A 20,364-nucleotide genomic window follows, 5' to 3' on the forward strand; every position below is an offset into this window, starting at 1 on the left:
ATATTTCATGCACCTAAAAAGATGTCTAGCGGTCCAAGCCTGCCTCTCGGAAATTAGATAAATCTGACCCATTGCGCTCTGCGATGCTCATTTGCATGGGAGTCTTAGGGATTCATCCCTTAGATTCCCAGTACAAGGTGACCGCAGGGAACGTTGCGAGGCCAGATTTCCTAAATTTCTTTCTAGGCAGGAGCGGGCTTGTACCGCTTTTCAAAATTAATGACAGAGTAAGGAATGAGCTCGATGGATTATAAAATGGACTCAGGGTGGCGGCTACATCCCATCGGAGGAGACACAGGACAAGCTTATATGGGCACCAGAGCCGAGGAAAGAGTCTTTTTGAAAAGAAACTCTTCACCTTTCTTAGCCGCGCTTTCTGTTGAGGGGATCACGCCGCGGTTGATCTGGACCAAACGGGTCGGCAATGGGGACGTCCTGACAGCTCAAGAATGGCTCAACGGCAGGGAGTTGAATCCGGATGAAATGAGAGGGCAGAGCGTTCGGGATATCCTGCATCGCATCCATCATTCCGAAAACCTCCTGAAGATGCTTCAGAAGGTAAAAGGCGAAATTTTCAACCCGATCAATTTCTACAACCTGTATATGGCGGATCTGCCGGATGACCTTAAATCCAATTCAGTACTGCAACAAGCTGCTGAATATGTGAAGAACAGCATCGCCAGCATCGACGACTCGCAAAAAACGGTCTGCCACGGAGACGTGAATCGGAAAAATTTCCTGTTGGATGAGGAAGACCGGTTGTATCTGGTGGATTGGGAAATGGTCAAAATTGCCGATCCGTTCTCGGACATCAGCACCTTGCTGGTACAATACGTTCCCCATGAAGAATGGAGATTATGGTTGGAGCAGTATGGCTTGCAGATGAATGACAATATGGAACGCCGTTTGGAGTGGTACAGCATGATGGTGTGCCTATGCCTAATCAAAAAGAGCCATTCCCAGGAACGCAATGTGGAAATGAACCAACTGATTCTGTTGCTGAAACAACTCTATCAGAATCGCTTGAACAGTTACTTATGAAATCCTCTTCGTCATCATACGAACGGAAAGGATTTCTTTTTTTGAAAAAAACAGATAAGAAAGAGGAGAATTATGCGCGTAAGAAATAAACCATGGGCTGCCGAAAAATTGGCTGAAAGTACCCAATATGTTGTGATGGAACCAGCGGATTGGAAAGGGAAATGGCAGGAACGTTTCGGCAATAGCCAACCAATCCACGTGGAAATCGGCTCAGGCAAGGGACAGTTCATTGTCGAGATGGCCCGCATGCACCCGGAAGTGAATTATATCGGAATCGAACGCCAGACTAGCGTGGCGGTCATGACACTCGATAAAATGATTGAATCAGGTCTGAAAAATGTCCAATTGCTGAATACGGATGGAGAGAATGTAGCAGATTTCTTTGAGGCGGGCGAAGTGGATCGCGTTTACCTGAACTTTTCCGATCCGTGGCCAAAGTCCAAACATGACAAACGCCGCTTGACCTACAAAAAATTCCTGCAGAACTATGAACAGATCCTGGTTTCCGGTGGTGAAATCCATTTCAAGACGGATAACCAAGGCTTATTCGAATATTCGTTGGCGAGCTTCTCGCAATACGGAATGACTTTAAAGCAAGTGTGGTTGGATCTGCACAAGAGCGACTTTGAGGGAAACATCATGACGGAGTACGAAGCGAAGTTCTCTTCCCGAGGAGACCGCATTTACCGCGTCGAAGCAGCGTTCCCGAAAAAAGCAACGGCTGTTTCTGAAAATTAGAACCCAGACAAAAAGGAAGGAACGAAGCACTCGCAGCTTTGTTCCTTCCTTTTTCTGTTTTTTTACAATTTATAAAGATCCAAGATAGTTCCCGTGTAGGCGTCAGCAATGAATTCGTATTGCACCAACACGCCGTCCTCTTTGCGGGATATGCCACCGTAATACACATCCGTCTTTGAAGAATAACGACTGAGCGGGACGGGGTGCAGTTCGATCCAAGATCCTTCGATCGGAGCTTCAGCCAAGAACATCTTTTTGACGTTTTCCAGGATTTTATCGCCGTTGACGGTCCGTTTCTGTTCGTAGCAAAGGGCTGTCACGACTGAACCGAGTACGAGTCCGGCACCGAACAGAATACCGCCCAAGATTTCTTCTTTGTGTTTTTTACACATGCATTTTTCCAAAAAGTTCATCTTATGTTCCTCCTCAAAGTAATGCGCTTACTCATTTTCTCCTTCAGTATAGCAATAATACGAAAAAAATAATAGGGAAATGTCAGAAGCGCCAGGATGCGCAAAGGAAACGTTTCCTGTACTGGGCAAGCTTTCTTAACAAATGGAATCGTTGCTATGACAAGGATGCTGCGCTATAATGGATAGGATAATCAGACACTTAAGGGGGATCGGGAGCGGCATAAGGCTAAATTTATGCCCTGCTCCATTCAAATATGGATGATAAAACATTTGCTATGATCAAAGAATTGACGGAATTGCAGGGAACAAGCGGAAACGAACGCAACATCCGTAACTATATGCGCGAGAGAATGGCGCCTTTGGTGGATCGCATCGAAACGGATGGCTTGGGCGGAATTTTCGGAATCAGAGAGCATGAAGATGAAACGGCACCGCGCATCATGGTCGCGGCACACATGGATGAAGTGGGTTTCATGGTGTCCGGCATCACGGATCGCGGATTGTTCCGGGTCGTGCCGCTCGGCGGTTGGAATGCTTATGTCGTTTCGGCTCAGCGCTATACCCTGCAGACGTCCAAAGGCGATATTCCTGTGATTTCCTCTTCGGTTCCGCCGCACTTATTGCGCGGGGAGGGTGAAGGCAAAAAAGTCAAAGTGACGGACATTCTGTTCGATGCGGGGTTCGATACAAAAGAAGAGGCGATGGCTTTCGGAGTCCGTCCAGGAGATACGATTGTTCCCCAAGTGGAAACGATCTGGACCGCCAACAAGAAGAAAATCATTTCAAAAGCGTGGGACAACCGCTACGGGAATACGGTCGTTTTGGAGACGCTGGAAGCATTGAAAAATGAAAAGTTGCCGAACACTTTGATAGCCGGCTCCAACGTCCAAGAAGAGGTCGGACTGCGTGGAACAAAAGGGGCCGTGCACAAGTTCAAGCCGGATCTGTTCTTCGCGGTGGATTGTTCGGCTGCGGATGATTTGACGACGACCAAGGATACGTTCGGCCATCTGGGGGACGGTTTCCTTTTGCGGATCCAGGATCCAGGCATGATCACCTTGAAAGGGATGCGCGAATTTCTGTTGGATACGGCGGAAACGCATGATATCCCTTATCAGTATTTTGTTTCCAAAGGCGGAACGGATGCGGGTGCCGCCCATGTCATGAATGACGGGGTGCCTAGCGCGGTCATCGGCGTCTGCGCCCGCTATATCCACACACATCAGACAATGTTCCACATCGACGATTACGCGGCAGCCAAGGAAATGGTTGCGCAAGTCATCAAAGCATTGGACAAGAGCACTTATGGAACGATCATGGCCATGAACTAAGGAGGAACTTGATTATGGACAAAATGAAAGATCTGGATCAATTCAAAGAACTGCGCGATTCGGGAAAAACGGTCTTCGTCTTCATGACCGGTTGGTGTCCGGATTGCCATTACATCCGCCCGTTCATGCCTGAAGTGGAGAATAAATTTGCGGATTTTCGTTTCGTCGAGATAGACCGCGATGATTTCGGCACGCTGGGTGAAGCGTTACAGATCTCCGGAATCCCGAGCTTCGTCGTCTATGCTGAGGGAGAACTATTGGGTCGTTTCGTCTCACGCAACCGGAAGACGCAAAAAGAGATTGAAGCCTTTTTGGAACAATTGTGATACTATTTCGTTTGGGAAAAATAAATGAAGAAGCATAAAGGAGCAAATACAAAATGTGGTTAAGTTTTTATAATCGTGAAGCAGTCGGGGATACATTAATGTTGACGAAAGGGGATATCGCTGTCCGCCAAGAACAAGCATGCGAATCAAAAGGCAATGTGACGCGCATTTTCAACAACCGTACAAATGAAACGATGGGCTACAATCTATTTTCGATTTCAGACACGCTGGCGTTGGATGCAAACGGACAAGTGCTGTTATCCGATGAAGAAGCGGCAAAAGTGAATGCTTTGATCCAAGCGGCAGGTTTCAGTGACGCCATCGTCGTCGATCGTTCGCCTAAATTTGTTGTGGGTTACGTCAAGGAATGCGTGCCGCATGAAGACTCCGACCACCTGTCCGTTACGCAAACGGAAGTGGACAACGGTGAAGTGCTGCAGATCGTCTGCGGTGCAGCCAACATCAAAAAAGGCCAACGCGTCGTCGTGGCCAAACCAGGCGCGGTCATGCCCAACGGTTTGATCATCTGGCCGGGTGAATTGCGCGGCGTAGCCAGCCACGGCATGATCTGTTCAGCCAAAGAATTGCAACTGGAGAACGCCAGCCCTAAAAAAGGCATCCTCGTATTGGATGACAGCTATGCAACAGGCGCAGCGTTTTCCAAATAACCCTATGGAATTTTGTCGGAAAAAGAAGTACTATAATAAAGGAATTCCATTGAAACCAGGCAGCGCATTGCCTGAAGCAAAACAAGAGAGGAGTTGACTGGATGAGTCGCTATGATGGACCCAGTTTTTTTCGGCATGACCATCGTTCAGGGATGGATGGAAGTCATCCTGCAACAAATAAGTTTGATTTTCCGAATTACCTGAAAAAAGAGGATGAAGAGCATGGCATGTTGGAAGAAAAAGGCGATTCTGCACAACCGTCCTCCTATATCTCACAAGATTTGCTGCATCCGATGGATACTGTACCTTACATCCGCCACAACAAAGAGGCATTCGTTTCCTTCAGGGACAAAGTTGTGAAGCCTGCCGAAGATGTTTTTGCAGTCGAGAAAAAAAGACTAAAGGAAGAAAAGCAGAAGGAACGCCGCACGGAATTGGGCATGCATCCTTTCGCATCCTATAAAAGCAGAAGACCTTTCCAACTGACCGAAGTGCCGGAACCGTTGAAAGGTTGGGGAAACCTGCATGAAAAGAGAATCGACTATCGCGCGATCGCAGCCTTATTGAGAAAAAATAGCTCAGATTTGCTTCTTTTCGAATTGGGGGCACCTGTTGAAGACGATGCGGTTTTGAAAGAGGACAACGTGGGAGAAAGTGAGTTGCAGCCGTTGGAAGGCAAATCCAAACGGGCGATGAACCGATCGTTGTTGGGTATCATGGAGCAGGAACGCTCTTACGATGCAGCCGGGAAATTTGTCCATGAGGCAGCTGATTCGGCAAGTCATTCTTATTTTTAGTCATGGCATTGTAACATTAACTTGATTTGTATGCTGCGGTTGGTGGCATAATGAAATTATTGACATGTTTGACATCAAATTTTAAATAATTTCATGCATTTTCTTAATTCGTGCGTGCTATACTGGTTCCGGTTCAATAAATGGACAGCAAGTCATCATGTCCTAAGAGAGTGTTTTGAGGCACAAACATCAGAAGGTAGCCGAAAGACTAACCTTCCTTATTCATTTGGAGGTAATTATGGAAACGGAAACGATTTATCATTTTGTCGGCATCAAAGGTTCCGGGATGAGTGCGTTGGCATTGATCCTGCATGGAAAAGGCTATAGAGTCCAAGGTTCCGATGTCGAAACTTATTTCTTTACGCAAAAAGGTTTGGATGATGCAAGCATCACAATCATGCCATTCAACGAAGCGAATATCACACCGGGTCTGACGGTCATCGCAGGGAATGCTTTCCCTGATTCCCATGAGGAAATCGCTAAAGCGAAAGAACTTGGTTTGACGGTTATTCGCTACCATGATTTCATAGGCGAATTGACCAAAAGCTATACGAGCGTCGCCATCACCGGTTCTCACGGAAAAACAAGCACAACCGGTTTGTTGTCCCATGTGTTGGACGGGATTGCTCCGACTAGCTATTTGATCGGCGATGGCACTGGCTTCGGCCGGGAAGATGCGGAGTACTTTGTGTTGGAAGCTTGCGAGTACAGACGTCATTTCTTGGCCTATTCACCGGACTACGCCATCATCACGAACATCGATTTCGATCACCCGGATTACTACCAGGATATCAATGATGTTTACAGCGCGTTTGCTGCGTTTGCATCCCAAGTAAAAAAAGGCATCATCGCGTGTGGGGAGGATGCCTATGTCCGTGAACTGAAAGGCAAATATCCGGTAACGTTTTACGGGTTCGCTGAAGACAATGATGTTGTCGCCAAAAATGTCACGAAAAACACAAACGGCAGTCAGTTCGATGTGGAAATAAATGGCGAGTTGTTCGGTCATTTTGAAATCCCATCATTCGGCACGCACAACATCCTCAACTCATTGGCCATCATCACATTCTGTTGGTTGGAAGGCTTGGACAAAGACAAGGTCGCTGCTCAGCTGAAGACTTTCTCAGGCGTAAAACGTCGCTTCAGCGAAAAATATATTTCGGATATGGTCGTCATCGATGATTATGCCCATCATCCATCCGAAATCCGCGCTACACTCGATGCAGCCAGACAGAAATACCCTGAAAAGGAAATCATTGCGATTTTCCAACCGCATACCTTCACGCGTACGGTTGCTCTGCTTAGTGAGTTTGCCGAGGCGCTGGAATTGGCCGACAAGGTCTTCCTTTGCGACATCTTCGGCTCCGCTCGTGAAAAGGACGGACAGGTTTCGATCGGTGATTTGGCCGAAAAAATCGAAAAAGGCGCAACTGTGTTGAACGTCAACAACATGTCTCCACTTTTGCAGTTTCATGATGCTGTCGCCATTTTCATGGGTGCAGGGGATGTTCAGAAGTTTGAATTGGCTTACGAAGAACTGTTGAGCCACAGTGTGCCGACGAAAAATTAATTCAATGCATCAAAAAAGTCCAGGAAGCAATTCTTGGGCTTTTTTTGATGCAAGACAGAGCAGGCTTGGTCCGGTTATCTGAATAAATAGGCCCAAACGGTTAAACGGCTTTTATCGGAACGGGGTTTTTGATATGATAGACATATATGTGTTCAAAGAAAGGAAAAGTGAAAATGGGTCTGAAAGATATAAAGCTTGGGAAATCGATTGATGAAATTCAAGAGGGGGATTCGTTGACTGTCACCGAAATCATCGAAGACAAAGATATTTTGCTGTATCTTGGGTTGACGAATGACGGGAACCCGCTCTATATTCAACATGATTATTCGCAGACGACTCGGTTTCATAAACCGATCGTGCCAACCGTATTATTGGTGGGGATTTTGACGAGCAACGTTTCCAAACATTTACCGGGTCCAGGTTCACATATTGTGGACGTTTCTTTGAATGTGATCGAACCGATCTACCATAACAACATGATAACCTTCAATTTTGAAGTGGAACGCGTGGACGAGCGCCGTGAACAAGTTACAATCAGCGTTGTCGGGACGAATATGGAAAATGAACGAGTATTGGATGCCGAATTGATCGTAGAGACACCCCGTAAATTGATTTTTGATGAGGCAGAGAACGTGATCATGAACGAGCGAACTGAAGTCGAGGAGAATGCAGATAAGGTAGTTTATCCTACAACGATGACAGATGACGATTCAGAATAAGCAGAGTTAGGATGTTAACAGATGACTGATAAAAAGAAAAAATTACTATTGGTGGATGGCAGCAGTGTGGCTTTCAGATCCTTTTTTGGATTGCCGAATCTGGACGGGTTCCGCAACAAAAACGGCTTGCATACGAACGCGCTCTACGCCTTCAATAATATATTGGAACGCATCTTCCAGACAGAAGAGCCGACGCATCTGTTGGTAGCATTCGATTCAGGAAAAACGACTTTCCGCAATGCCCTTTATGGCGACTACAAAGGCGGGCGTGCAAGCATGCCGTCGGAGTTATCCGAGCAGTGGCCCTATTTTGGCGTCCTAGTCCATGCTTTTGGTGGCAAGACATATGAATTGGTTAATTATGAAGCTGACGATATCATCGGGACTTACTCGCGGATGGCCGACCAAGCCGGCTATGATGTCGTCATCATTTCTGGTGATAAGGATATGATCCAATTGACGACGGATAATATCCGGGTCGATATCACCGTCAAAGGCGTGTCGGAATTGAAATCCTACACCCCGGACGTCATCCGTGAAGAATACGGCATCGAACCGAGACAGATCATCGACATGAAAGGTCTGATGGGCGACTCGTCGGATAATTATCCGGGCGTCACCAAAGTCGGCGAGAAGACTGCTTTGAAACTCTTGACCGAATTCGGTTCCATCGAAAATCTATACGAGCATATCGATGAACTGAAGAAAAGCAAGATGAAAGAGAACCTTATCAATGACAAAGAGAATGCGTTCATGAGCAAAACTTTGGCTACAATCGATCTGGACTCGCCGGTGACATTGAAGCTTGATGAACTGGCGGTTGAAGGCAAACAGATCGACAAACTGACCGACTTTTACCGCGAAATGGATTTCAATGGCTTCTTGGACAAACTGGGCGTGGCCTCGGAAGACCGCTCGGAATCCTTCGAGGACATCCATTTCGAAGTCCTGACGGAAATCCGTCCCGAGCATTTTACGGACCGGATGGCACTGTATGTAGAGATGCTTGAAGACAACTACCATGATGGGAAAATCCTCGCAGTCAGCTGGGGAACGGATGAAAAGATTTACACAGCTTCTTTGGAAACAGTGCTGGCAAGTGTTGCTTTCGAGGAATGGGCTGAAAATGTGGGAGCCCATAAAATTGTTTACGATGGCAAACGGACGATGGTCATGCTGCATTACGCCGGTATCGCGCTGGCAGGCATCGACTTTGATATCCTGCTGGCTTCCTACATCCTGAATGCGAAGGACAACAGCAAAGACCTTGCGCAAGTCGCCCAGGAATACGGCTACAACGATGTCTCCTTTGATGAGGCCATCTACGGAAAAGGCGCTAAAACGGCGGTTCCCGAGGATGCAATACTGCATGACCATTTAGCGCGCAAAGTGAAAGCGATCCAGGCGCTGTTTGCCCAATTGAACGCTGAACTGGAAAGCAACGTGCAAAAAGATTTGTATTACGAAATGGAGCTGCCGTTGTCGTTTGTCTTGGCGCACATGGAAATCCAAGGGATCAAAGTGGAACCGCAGCGTCTTTTGACAATGAAAGAGGAATTTGCCGGCCGCTTGCTTGAAATCGAAAAAACCATCTATGCCGAGGCGGGTGAGGAGTTCAACATCAACTCACCGAAGCAGCTGGGTGTCATCCTGTTCGAGAAGATGGGCTTGCCCGCCATCAAAAAGACGAAAACGGGCTATTCGACAGCGGTGGATGTATTGGAGAAGCTGCAGGCGCAAGCGCCGATCGTGGAGCACATCCTGAATTACCGACAGTTGGCCAAGCTGCAATCCACCTACGTGGAGGGACTCCTGAAATTCATCAAACCGGAAACCGGAAAGATCCATACCCGTTATCAACAGACATTGACGCAGACCGGTCGTTTGAGTTCCGTCGATCCGAACCTGCAGAACATCCCGATCCGGATGGAGGAAGGCCGGAAAATCAGACAAGCTTTCGTTCCGCAACAAGCAGGTTGGAAGCTGTTCGCCTCCGACTATTCACAAATCGAATTGCGTGTGCTGGCGCATATTTCCGGGGATGAGCATCTGCGCGAAGCCTTCCTGGAAGGCCAGGATATCCATACTTCGACAGCGATGCGTGTATTCGGCATCGAGAAACCGGAAGACGTCACTGCCAATCTGCGCCGACAAGCGAAAGCCGTCAATTTTGGTGTTGTTTATGGCATCAGTGACTACGGTTTGTCCCAAAACCTGAACATCACCCGAAAAGCTGCTCAAGAATTCATTGACCGTTATTTCGACAAATATCCGGGTGTGAAGCAATTCATGGAGGATATCGTCAAGGAAGCGAAAGAGACCGGTTATGTCGAAACGCTGTTCCACAGACGCCGTTACCTGCCTGATATCCATAACCGCAATTTCAATCTGCGCTCCTTTGCCGAACGCACGGCCATCAATTCGCCGATCCAAGGCACTGCCGCCGACATCATCAAAGTGGCGATGGTCCGGATGGATAAAGTCCTTAAGGAAAAAGGGCTTCAAGCGAATATGTTGTTGCAGGTGCATGATGAATTGATCTTCGAATGCCCGGAAGAAGAGATTCCGGTCTTGGAAAAATTGGTGCCGGAAATCATGGAGCATGCAGTCGACTTGGCTGTGCCGCTCAAAGTGGACAGCAACTCCGGAGATAGCTGGTATGATGCAAAATAAACAAGGAACAAACCGATAAATGAAAGGGGCCTGCTTATGCCGGAATTACCAGAAGTAGAAACCATCCGCAAAGGACTCATCAACCTTGTCGGAGGAGCCGTCATCATAGATGTAGCCGTCTTTTGGGATCGTATGATCACGCCGCCTTTCTCCACGGAACGTTTCAAGACGGTTCTGCGGGGGGAGCAGATCCACACCATCGAACGCCGCGGCAAGTATCTGATCTTTTTGTTGGACCACTGGGCGATGATTTCCCATCTGCGGATGGAAGGCAAATATGAGGTCAGCGAAGCCGGTGAACCGATCAAGAAGCATACGCATGTCATTTTTTATCTCGCCGATGGCCGCCAATTGCGTTACCTTGATGTGCGCAAGTTCGGTAAATTTACGTTGTTGCCGATCGAAAAGCGAGAAGAGTATGAACCTTTCAAAAAAATGGGGCCGGAACCGACCGCGGATTTCTTCAAATTGAGCAAATTCAAAAAGGATCTTTCCAAGTCGCATCGCGCAATCAAAGCGGTCATCCTGGACCAGAATATTGTGGCCGGCGTCGGGAACATTTATGCAGATGAATCACTTTTCCAAGCTAAAATCCATCCCCTGCAAGCCGCCGATACAATCGGCCCGGCTGCAGCCAAAAGGCTGCATGAAGCCGTCATGGATGTGATCAGTAGATCAGTGGAGGCCGGAGGGTCGACGATCCGGACCTACAAAAATACGTTAGGAGAGGCCGGTAAATTCCAAGTCTCTCTTGCCGTTTACGGTCAAACCGGGCAACCTTGTCCGAACTGTGGTCATCCGATCGAAAAGATAAGGGTTGCACAGCGAGGAACGCATTATTGTCCGCATTGTCAACAACTGCCGAAGACGCGTTCAAAGGCACCAGACATCACTGATATTGCCTACAAAGGGGCGAAATAAACGAACATGAGCTATATATTAGGACTTACAGGAAGCATCGCTACAGGGAAATCGACTGTAGCGAAGCTGTTTTTGTCTGCGGGCATTCCGGTTGTCGATGCAGACTTAGGAGCAAGGGCTGTCGTTCTTCCGGGTGCACCAGGGTTAGCGGACATCATCGAACATTTTGGGGAAGCCTATCTGCTGTCTGATGGTACGTTGGATCGCAAACGTTTGGGAGCGCTGATCTTTTCGGATAGGGAGAAGCGTAAAGAACTGGATGTGTTGCTGAAGGAGCGCATCAATGATTGGATACAGGCAGAAAAAGAGCGTTATATTTCGGAAGGGCACAAACTGATTGTGCTGGATATCCCATTGCTGTACGAAGGCGGGAATGAGGACAGTTGCGATGCTGTGATGGTCGTCTATGTTCCAGAAGAACTTCAAGTGCAAAGGCTGATGAGCCGCAACCATTTGGATGCGGATGAAGCTACCCGGAGGATGCAAAGTCAGCTATCGATCGAGAAGAAAAAAGAACTGGCTGACTTTGTCATCGACAATTCCGGAACAATTGAAGAAACAAAAAAACAAGTCAACGATTGGCTGCTCAAACATAGAACTGTGTAGCCTGAAAGTGCCATAAAGACCATCTTTTCAAGGTTTTTGAGCCACAAGTATGTTATAATGAAGCGATAATAAACGAAAGAAAAGGGGGAAAGCCGATGCAATGCCCAAAATGTCACTATCACGGATCGCGTGTTGTCGATAGTCGTCCGGCTGATGACGGGAAAGCCATCCGCCGCCGTCGCGAATGCGAACAATGCCATTTCCGTTTCACTACATTCGAAAGGATCGAGCAAACGCCGTTGCTTGTCATCAAAAAAAATGGCACGCGCGAAGAATTCAGCCGTGAAAAGTTGTTGCGGGGATTGATCCGCTCCTGCGAAAAACGGCCGATCGCCCTTGAACAGCTGGAGACTGTCGTCAATGAAGTGGAAGCCGAAATCCGAGCGCTCGGAGAAAACGAAGTATCCAGCATCGTCATCGGGGAATACGTCATGGACAAGTTGGCCAAAATTGATGATGTCGCCTACATCCGTTTCGCAAGTGTTTACCGCCAATTTTCGGACCGGAAAACCTTCCTTGATGAATTGAAGAATATGGAGAAGAAAAAAGCCGAACAAGCGGCTGCTGAAGCTTCAGACATCCAACCATCCGATGCTCCTCCCCACGAGGCAGCCCCCGGAAAGGAAGACAATGAACAATGAGTTATCCATGGCAAAATATAAGTCCTAAGGATGCTTTCAGAGCAAGCCAGACGAACTTAATTTCCGATGTGGACCGCAAAATCCTGACGCAATTGTATCAGCCCATCATCGGGCCGCAAGCGTTCAGCCTTTATTTGACGCTGCTTGCGGAGATTCCGCAGGAGAGCTATTGGAGCAAGGAGTTGCTTCACACCGAATTATTGGCTCTATCAAACAGCGGAATCCAAGAGTTCTATCAAGCGCGCGTGAAATTGGAAGGGATCGGTTTGCTGAAGACATTTCTGGTAAACGAGCCTGAGAAGCAATACCTTTACGAATTGCAGCAGCCGCTGTCCAGTTATGCTTTTTTCAGTGATGACCTGATGGGGTTGCTGTTGTACGAAAAAGTCGGCGAACGGAAATACCGTGAGTTGCAGCAACGGTTCAGTCGGCAAGTCCGTGACCTAAAAAATGCAGAAAATATCACCAAGTCCTTTTTGGATGTTTTTTCTTTCTCAGAAAGCGCCTTTACGGAGCAAGCGCGGATGAGGCAGAACGATAATACGTTGTTGGGTGATAATGCGGCAAGTCTGCCCGTTATCGAGAATGATGGTTTTGACTTCTCGTTTTTCCGGCAGTTGTTGAACAAACAATTTGTTAAACGCGAATCCATCACAAAGGAATTGGAGCACACAATCACTATCCTCTACACCCTGTATGGTTGCGAAGAACTTCAGATGGCCCAGTTTATTCTGGAGGCCGCCGATATCGAATCCGGCAAAGTAGACGGAGAAACGCTCAAAAAAATTGTATCCGATGCCTATGAACAGCGACACAGCAATCGTTTGGAAGTTAAGGACAAAGTCACTCAGAGCATCCAACTGGCTAAAGATACTGAAAAAGGCCGGGAACAAAAATTGATCCAGGCACGCTTTTCCAGTGAAGAGATCTCGTTCATCAAGGCGTGTGAACAATTGACGCCGCATCAATTTTTGACGAGCATCAAAAAGCAGAAAGGCGGCATCGTGACCGCTTCGGAGACGCAATTGCTGCGCACGCTGATGGAGAAAGCCGATTTCAAGCCGGGTGTGCTCAATGTACTGACGCACTATGTGTTGGTCATCCTCAACAATCCGCATCTTTCCAAGGCCTATGTGGAAGCCATCGCAAACGATTGGCTGCAGGATGGTGTCGATTCGCCGGAAAAAGCGTTGGCGAAAGCGAAACAATTCGCCGGCGAGATGAAAGCGAAAGCTGAGAAGCGGGCAGCCAGCCGAACAACCGCGAAGAATTACGGGAAAACGGTGGCGCGCAAGAAAGAAAACTTGCCGGATTGGGCTAAAGATGAGCAAAAAGCGGTTGTGGAAACACCGCTGACGCCGGAAGCGCAACAAAAATTGAATGAACGCATCAAAAAATTAAAAAGTAGCGGAAAGGCAGGGGATGAGTGATGGATCATATCGGAAGAGCATTTTACAAATATATGAATAATCCCGAAATCAGCCAACGCTACAAAGGCATGATCGACACAATCATGAAGGATGCCGATGTGCAGACGTTCTTCCAGAAACACGAAGAGCGACTGTCGCGGGAAATCGTCGAGAGAAGCTATTCGAAATTGCACGAATATGTGCAGGAAAAAGAGAAAATCAAGTTGGGGAAAGAATCGCAGAATCCCGGTTATGAGCCGAACCTCGTCTTGAATGCCGGTTACATAGATGTCGTCTATACACCGACGGACGAGACAATGGCGAGGGAAAAAGAAAAGGAATTGCGGAGCCGGGTCCATTCCATGTCGATGCCGAAGGATGTCCGTACGGCGACGTTGGAGCGGTTTGTCCAATCAAACGAGCGGATGCCCGCCATTCTGGAGTCGTTGAATTTTATTGATTCATTCAATGGGAATCCGAAAGAGCATCACCAAGCTTTGTATTTCTACGGGCCTTTCGGAGTAGGGAAATCTTATCTGCTTGGTGCGATTGCGCATGAATTGGCAATGGGCGGCCATCTGACGACACTGATGCATTATCCGACCTTCACGATGGAGATGAAGCAGGCGATCCAGAGCAACACGGTCAACGAAAAGATTGATGCCGTGAAGAAAGCTGAGATTCTGATGTTGGACGACATCGGAGCGGAAGCCAATTCCACCTGGATCCGTGATGAAGTGCTCGGTGTCATCCTTCAGTACCGGATGCAGGAAGACTTGCCGACCTTCTTCAGTTCCAACTTTACGATGCAGCAGTTGGAGGAACATTTGCGCATGGGCAACCGAGGCGACGATGAACCGATGAAGGCGAAACGTCTGATGGAGCGGATCCGCTTCCTGTCGCGCGAGGTTCCTATGACCGGGAAGAACCGTCGCTTCGAGCAATAGGCTGACGGAGCGCTGTGCTGCAATAAAAAAAGTTGGCTAGCTTCACGGGTAAGCATGTTCAGCTTTTAATATTTTAAACTTGAAAACAATTATTTTTTGTGTTTAAATGGACTACAGATGAAACGAAAGACAAATCGATGAGAAAGACACCGGTGGATGAACTGATTTTTAGCGAGGGATGGCTTGGTGAAACATCCTAATCAATCATGTATCGACCCCTTTCGAGAGATTCCCTGAAACTGCAGTAGGGGGAAACGGTACGCTCGTTATCGCGTTCAAGTAAGGATGAGGCAGAATCTTAAGCGGATGGCTGTCGCACTCTTTGAATTTGGGTGGAACCACGTAGACACGTCCCATTTCCGGCACAAGCTGGGGATGGGCTTTTTTTATTGCCTTTTTTAACATTTAGGCACGTACAGAATTTAATTAACTGGAGGAATCAGCATGTCAGAAATCAAAATCACTTTTCCAGACGGCGCCGTAAAAGTATTCGAATCCGGCGTAACAGTGGAAGAAGTAGCAAAAAGCATCAGCAACAGCCTAGCCAAAAAAGCTTTGGCCGGAAAATTCAATGGGGAATTGGTCGACTTCACCCGTCCGTTGGAGACGGATGGATCGCTTGAAATCGTGACACCGGATCACGCAGACGGATTGGGTGTCCTGCGTCACTCGACTGCCCACTTGATGGCGCATGCCTTGACGCGCCTGTTCCCTGAAATCCATTTTGGTGTAGGACCAGCGATCGAAACTGGTTTCTATTATGATACCGATATGGAAGTGCAGCTTGCCGAAGAGGACTTGCCGAAAGTCGAAGCGGAAATGATGAACATCGTGAAGGCGAACTATCCGATCGTCAGACGTGAAGTGAGCCGCGCGGAAGCGTTGGAAATCTTCGCAAACGACCCTTACAAAGTCGAATTGATCACAGCATTGCCTGAGGGTGACGTCATCACTGTCTACACGCAAGATGACTTCACGGACCTTTGCCGCGGCGTCCACGTACCGGCAACAGGCAAAATCCAAGTCTTCAAGTTATTATCGTTGGCGGGCGCCTACTGGAGAGGGAATTCGAACAACAAAATGATGCAGCGTGTCTATGGAACAGCTTTCTTCGACAAGAAAGCCTTGGCAGAGTTCATCAAAATGCGCGAAGAGGCAAAAGAGCGCGATCACCGCAAATTGGGAAAAGAGCTGGACTTATTCATGATCGCTCCTGAAGTCGGTTCCGGCTTGCCATTCTGGTTGCCGAAAGGTGCGACGATCCGTCGTACGCTTGAACGTTACATCGTCGACAAAGAAGTGAGCCTGGGTTACCAACACGTCTACACACCAATCATGGCCAATGTGGAATTGTACAAGACATCCGGCCACTGGGAGCATTATCATGATGACATGTTCCCACCGATGGACATGGGTGATGGCGAAATGTTGGTGTTGCGTCCGATGAACTGTCCGCATCATATGATGGTCTATAAAAACGACATCCACAGCTACCGTGAATTGCCGATCCGCATCGCTGAGTTGGGTATGATGCACCGTTACGAAAAGAGTGGCGCTTTGTCCGGATTGCAGCGCGTGCGTGAAATGACTCTGAATGATGCCCATGCATTTGTCCGTCCGGATCAGATCAAGGACGAGTTCAAACGCGTACTGCAGTTGGTCATGGATGTTTATGCAGATTTCCAGATCACTGATTACCGTTTCCGTTTGAGCTACCGCGATCCTGAAGACAAAGTGAAATACTTCGATGATGATGATATGTGGAATAAAGCGGAAGCGATGCTGAAGGAAGCGATGGATGAATTCGGTCTTGAATACTTCGAAGCTATCGGAGAAGCAGCGTTTTACGGCCCTAAATTGGACGTGCAGTTCAAAACAGCGATGGGATTGGAAGAAACGATGTCCACGATTCAATTGGACTTCCTGTTGCCTGAGCGCTTCGACCTGACTTATGTCGGCGAAGACGGCGAAAATAACCATCGTCCAGTCGTTATTCACCGAGGTGTCATTTCCACAATGGAGCGTTTTGTGGCGTATTTGATTGAAGAGTACAAAGGTGCGTTCCCGGTATGGTTGGCTCCTGTCCAAGCGACGATCATCCCTGTAAACTTGGACCTGCATGCTGATCAAGCTTTTGAACTGAAAACCGTAATGGAACAGTTGGGTATGCGCGTCGAAGTCGATGACCGCAACGAGAAGATGGGCTACAAGATCCGTGCTTCCCAGACTCAAAAAATCCCTTACCAATTGGTCATCGGTGACCAGGAATTGGTGAACGGAACCGTCACTGTCCGCCGCTACGGCTCGAAAGAAATGGTTACTTTCAGCATGGATGATTTCTTGGCTGAAATTCAATCTGAAATCAAAAACTTCAAATAATCTTATCAAATCCACATTTTTCTGAGCAAATCATGATACAATAAGTTTCAGTGATGTAGCTTTGATTCTGTTAGCTTGACGAAGGCCCGGAACATGGCAGTTTGTGTTCCGGGCCTTTATTTTCTTATATAACTAGGCAAGTATAAAATTTTTTTTTAGTATATTTTGCTGGATAGGGGATGAAGGGTTTATGTTAAGAGAAGAATTGATGAAAATGCTGGATGGCCGTGAAGATGACATGATTGCTTTGCGCCGTCATTTCCACGAGCATCCTGAATTGTCATTCGACGAGAAAGAAACGGCTGCGTTCATCGCCCGTTTCTATGAAAATAAATCGGTTGATGTACAAACGAACGTCGGGAACGGCTATGGCATCATCGTCACGATCAAAGGAAATAAACCCGGCCGGACCATCGCGCTTCGGGCAGATTTCGATGCGCTCCAGATCGAGGAGCAGACCGGTCTGCCGTTCGCATCGAAAAATCACGGTGTCATGCATGCTTGTGGCCATGACGGGCATACCGCTTACCTGATGATCTTGGCGGATTGTCTTATCCGCTTGCGGGACCGATGGGAAGGAACCGTTAAAATTGTGCACCAACATGCCGAAGAGATGGCTCCGGCCGGTGCCAAGAGCATCATGGACTCCGGCTTATTAGATGATGTCGATAAAATCTATGGCATCCATTTCTATCCGGACTATGAAGTGGGTACCGTCTTTTATACGAGCGGATTCGCCTACGCTGGCTGCAGTGACATCAAAGTCACGATCCAAGGGACTGGTGGGCATGCTTCGCAACCGCACCGCTCCAACGATACGATCGTGGCAGCCTCCAGTTTCGTGATGAACCTGCAGACCATCGTTTCCCGGCGCATCAACCCTTATGACATGGCTGTCGTGACGATCGGCTCTTTCGAGGCGGTCGGCAGCAGTAATGTCATCAAGGATAGTCTGATTCTGCGCGGGGATGCCCGCTATATGGATCTTGAGGTGGGAAAAGTCATCGAGGAACACTTCCACCGGATCGGTCGCGGTCTTGAGGAGATGTATGACGTGAAGGTAGAAATCGACTACAACTCCGATTACCCGCCTTTATACAACCATCCAAAAGAGACTGCCAAAGCAGTAGCTGTTCTGGAACAAAACGGTGTCGGTTCTTATTTGAACCAAGTCATCGCAACTTCTGCCAACACTGGAGCGGAGGATTTCGGACAGTATCTGTTGAAAATCCCCGGCGCTTTCCTGAATGTCGGTGCCCGTCCGAACCAGGCAGAAGTGTTCAATAATCATCACCCAAAATTCGACATCAATGAAAAAGCTCTATTGGTCGCAGCTAAAGCAGTCGCTGACATCACCCTTGCGGCGTTATCCGCAAAATGAGCGTTTAGGAGGATAAATATGGATTTAGAGAAGATAGAAGTCGCTGTCCAAATGATTTTGGAGGCGATCGGGGAAGACCCGAAGCGCTCAGGGCTGCAGGATACACCGAAGCGCGTGGCGCGCATGTATGCAGAAATTTTTTCCGGTCTCGAAAAAGATCCAGCCGATCACGCCAAAGTGATCTTTCATGAAGATACAGACGAAATCGTGTTAGTGAAGGATATTCCTTTCTATTCAACTTGCGAACATCATCTGGTTCCGTTTTTTGGTGTGGGGCATATCGCTTATATGCCGAAAGATGGACAGGTGATCGGTTTGAGCAAACTTGCCCGCATCCTGGATGAAGTCAGCAAAAAACCGCAGATACAGGAGCGCATCACGACGACGGTTGCGGATATTCTGATGGAGCATCTGGAACCGCAGGGAGTCATGGTCGTTTTGGAAGCCGAGCATATGTGCATGACCATGCGCGGCGTGAAAAAACCGGGCAGCAAGACTGTGACATCCGCAGTCCGTGGTGGATTCAAACAATCCTTCAAATCCAGAAGTGAAGTACTGGAATTGATCAAACTTTAAACGAAGTACACGCTGATGAGGAGAATGGACCTTGAAATTAACGACAAAGACGAAAGTATATGAACTGTCACAGCGCAGTTACATTATGGGAATCCTAAACGTGACGCCGGATTCATTTTCCGATGGCGGAGAGTGGAACACGGTCGAAAAAGCTGTCGCCCACGCGCTGGAGATGGTTGCTGATGGCGCCGATATCATCGACATCGGCGGGGAATCCACCCGTCCTGGTCACACGCAGATATCTGATGAAGAGGAGATTGCGCGGATTGTGCCCGTCATTGAAGCGCTAAAGAAAGCGGTCGATGTGCCGCTTTCAATCGACACTTACAAGTCGGCGGTCGCTCGAGCGGCTTGCGAAGCCGGCGTTGATATCATCAATGACATTTGGGGCTGCAGGTACGATCCTCAGATTGCAGCTGTGGCGGCGTCATTTGATGTGCCGATCATTTTGATGCACAATCGGGAAAAGCCGGATTATGCCTTTTTGATCGAAGATATGTTGACTGATTTGGCGGAGAGTGTGCGGATCGCAGTGTCCGCAGGCGTCAAAAGGGAAAACATCATTCTCGATCCCGGCTGCGGATTCGGAAAAACCTATGAAGACAATCTGAATGTGGTCCATCATCTGAAGCGGTTTGCGGATCTCGGCTACCCGTTGCTGCTGGGAACGTCCCGCAAACGGTTCATCGGAACGGCATTGGGGGATATCCCCTTCAAGGAGCGCGATCTGGGGACAGCCGCCACGACTGCATTAGGCATCGTAAACGGTGCGCAAATATTCCGCGTGCATAATGTAAAGGCCAATGCGGAAATGGCAAGGATGATGGATATCATGTTAAAAAAAGGAGAGAGCCCGATTGGATAAAATCTATTTGAATAATCTACAGTTCTATGCTTTCCATGGATTGAATGCGGAAGAAAAAGTGTTGGGACAACGTTTTAACGTAGATGTTGTGCTGCATACTGATGCAAAAAAAGCCGGTTACAGCGACAAGATGGAGGATTCCATCCATTACGGACATGCCTACAAGGCGGTCAAAGCAGTAGTGGAGGGCGAAAACTTCAACCTTATCGAAGCTTTGGCCGAGCATATTGCCATCGCTTTGTTTGCGCGTTTTGATGGGTTGCAAGCCTGCCAAGTGAAAGTGATCAAGCCGGATCCACCGATCGTCGGCCATTACGATTCCGTTGCGGTGGAGATCTACCGCGAAAGGGAAGGGAGCTAAGC

Annotated in this window: 20 protein-coding genes; 19 read left to right on the forward strand and 1 reads right to left on the reverse strand. The window is 48.0% G+C overall.

Going from position 1 to position 20,364, the window contains the following annotated elements:
• The first annotated feature begins 243 nt into the window (after positions 1-243).
• Both ACTCCX_RS00665 and trmB read left to right on the forward strand, forming a co-directional pair.
• Positions 244-1,041 (forward strand): phosphotransferase family protein, encoded by a 798-nt coding sequence (locus ACTCCX_RS00665; RefSeq protein WP_463274258.1) that lies wholly within the window; start codon positions 244-246, stop codon positions 1,039-1,041.
• A gap of 72 nt (positions 1,042-1,113) precedes the next feature.
• Positions 1,114-1,779: a tRNA (guanosine(46)-N7)-methyltransferase TrmB gene (gene trmB / locus ACTCCX_RS00670; RefSeq protein ID WP_463274259.1), complete on the forward strand. Its 666-nt coding sequence runs from the start codon at positions 1,114-1,116 to the stop codon at positions 1,777-1,779.
• A 62-nt stretch (positions 1,780-1,841) separates the two neighbouring features.
• Here the strand turns inward: trmB and ACTCCX_RS00675 are convergent, their stop codons facing one another.
• Positions 1,842-2,192, reverse strand: coding sequence for a PepSY domain-containing protein (locus ACTCCX_RS00675; protein WP_232309280.1), 351 nt, complete (start codon positions 2,190-2,192; stop codon positions 1,842-1,844).
• Positions 2,193-2,446: 254 nt separating this feature from the next.
• On the opposite strand from ACTCCX_RS00675, the gene pepA reads away from it, so the two are divergent.
• From pepA to folB, 17 genes are all read left to right on the forward strand, one after another.
• Positions 2,447-3,523, forward strand: coding sequence for a glutamyl aminopeptidase (gene pepA / locus ACTCCX_RS00680; protein WP_463274260.1), 1,077 nt, complete (start codon positions 2,447-2,449; stop codon positions 3,521-3,523).
• A gap of 14 nt (positions 3,524-3,537) precedes the next feature.
• Positions 3,538-3,849: a thioredoxin family protein gene (locus ACTCCX_RS00685; RefSeq protein ID WP_463274261.1), complete on the forward strand. Its 312-nt coding sequence runs from the start codon at positions 3,538-3,540 to the stop codon at positions 3,847-3,849.
• A gap of 53 nt (positions 3,850-3,902) precedes the next feature.
• On the forward strand, positions 3,903-4,517 hold the full coding sequence (ytpR, locus tag ACTCCX_RS00690; RefSeq protein ID WP_463274262.1) for a YtpR family tRNA-binding protein: 615 nt from the start codon (positions 3,903-3,905) through the stop codon (positions 4,515-4,517).
• A 101-nt stretch (positions 4,518-4,618) separates the two neighbouring features.
• On the forward strand, positions 4,619-5,314 hold the full coding sequence (locus tag ACTCCX_RS00695; RefSeq protein ID WP_068559905.1) for a hypothetical protein: 696 nt from the start codon (positions 4,619-4,621) through the stop codon (positions 5,312-5,314).
• A 238-nt stretch (positions 5,315-5,552) separates the two neighbouring features.
• Entirely contained in the window at positions 5,553-6,884 is a 1,332-nt protein-coding gene (murC, locus tag ACTCCX_RS00700) for a UDP-N-acetylmuramate--L-alanine ligase (RefSeq protein ID WP_463274263.1), read from the forward strand.
• A 173-nt stretch (positions 6,885-7,057) separates the two neighbouring features.
• Positions 7,058-7,603, forward strand: a complete 546-nt coding sequence (locus ACTCCX_RS00705) for a MaoC/PaaZ C-terminal domain-containing protein (RefSeq protein ID WP_463274264.1) — start codon at positions 7,058-7,060, stop codon at positions 7,601-7,603.
• Between the two features lie 21 nt (positions 7,604-7,624).
• A complete protein-coding gene (gene polA, locus ACTCCX_RS00710) occupies positions 7,625-10,276 on the forward strand; it encodes a DNA polymerase I (protein ID WP_463274265.1) in 2,652 nt (883 codons plus the stop codon).
• 36 nt (positions 10,277-10,312) lie between these two features.
• The gene (gene mutM / locus ACTCCX_RS00715) at positions 10,313-11,197 is read left to right on the forward strand and encodes a DNA-formamidopyrimidine glycosylase (RefSeq protein WP_276646533.1); all 885 of its coding nucleotides are present in this window, start codon (positions 10,313-10,315) and stop codon (positions 11,195-11,197) included.
• A gap of 6 nt (positions 11,198-11,203) precedes the next feature.
• The gene (gene coaE / locus ACTCCX_RS00720) at positions 11,204-11,803 is read left to right on the forward strand and encodes a dephospho-CoA kinase (protein WP_463274266.1); all 600 of its coding nucleotides are present in this window, start codon (positions 11,204-11,206) and stop codon (positions 11,801-11,803) included.
• 95 nt (positions 11,804-11,898) lie between these two features.
• Positions 11,899-12,444, forward strand: coding sequence for a transcriptional regulator NrdR (nrdR, locus tag ACTCCX_RS00725; protein WP_086988299.1), 546 nt, complete (start codon positions 11,899-11,901; stop codon positions 12,442-12,444).
• Positions 12,441-13,874, forward strand: a complete 1,434-nt coding sequence (locus tag ACTCCX_RS00730; RefSeq protein ID WP_463274267.1) for a replication initiation and membrane attachment family protein — start codon at positions 12,441-12,443, stop codon at positions 13,872-13,874. The genes nrdR and ACTCCX_RS00730 overlap by 4 nt, the downstream gene beginning before the upstream one ends.
• Entirely contained in the window at positions 13,874-14,800 is a 927-nt protein-coding gene (gene dnaI / locus ACTCCX_RS00735) for a primosomal protein DnaI (protein ID WP_463274268.1), read from the forward strand. Before ACTCCX_RS00730 ends, dnaI begins: the two co-directional genes overlap by 1 nt.
• 444 nt (positions 14,801-15,244) lie before the next feature.
• Positions 15,245-17,179 (forward strand): threonine--tRNA ligase, encoded by a 1,935-nt coding sequence (gene thrS, locus ACTCCX_RS00740; RefSeq protein ID WP_422256108.1) that lies wholly within the window; start codon positions 15,245-15,247, stop codon positions 17,177-17,179.
• Positions 17,180-17,369: 190 nt separating this feature from the next.
• Entirely contained in the window at positions 17,370-18,560 is a 1,191-nt protein-coding gene (locus ACTCCX_RS00745; protein ID WP_463274269.1) for an amidohydrolase, read from the forward strand.
• Positions 18,561-18,578: 18 nt separating this feature from the next.
• Positions 18,579-19,136, forward strand: a complete 558-nt coding sequence (folE, locus tag ACTCCX_RS00750) for a GTP cyclohydrolase I FolE (protein WP_288924932.1) — start codon at positions 18,579-18,581, stop codon at positions 19,134-19,136.
• 85 nt (positions 19,137-19,221) lie between these two features.
• On the forward strand, positions 19,222-20,001 hold the full coding sequence (folP, locus tag ACTCCX_RS00755; protein WP_086988369.1) for a dihydropteroate synthase: 780 nt from the start codon (positions 19,222-19,224) through the stop codon (positions 19,999-20,001).
• A complete protein-coding gene (folB, locus tag ACTCCX_RS00760) occupies positions 19,994-20,362 on the forward strand; it encodes a dihydroneopterin aldolase (RefSeq protein ID WP_463274270.1) in 369 nt (122 codons plus the stop codon). Before folP ends, folB begins: the two co-directional genes overlap by 8 nt.
• Positions 20,363-20,364 lie beyond the last annotated feature (2 nt).

The sequence above is a fragment of the Trichococcus sp. genome, assembly GCF_055118575.1.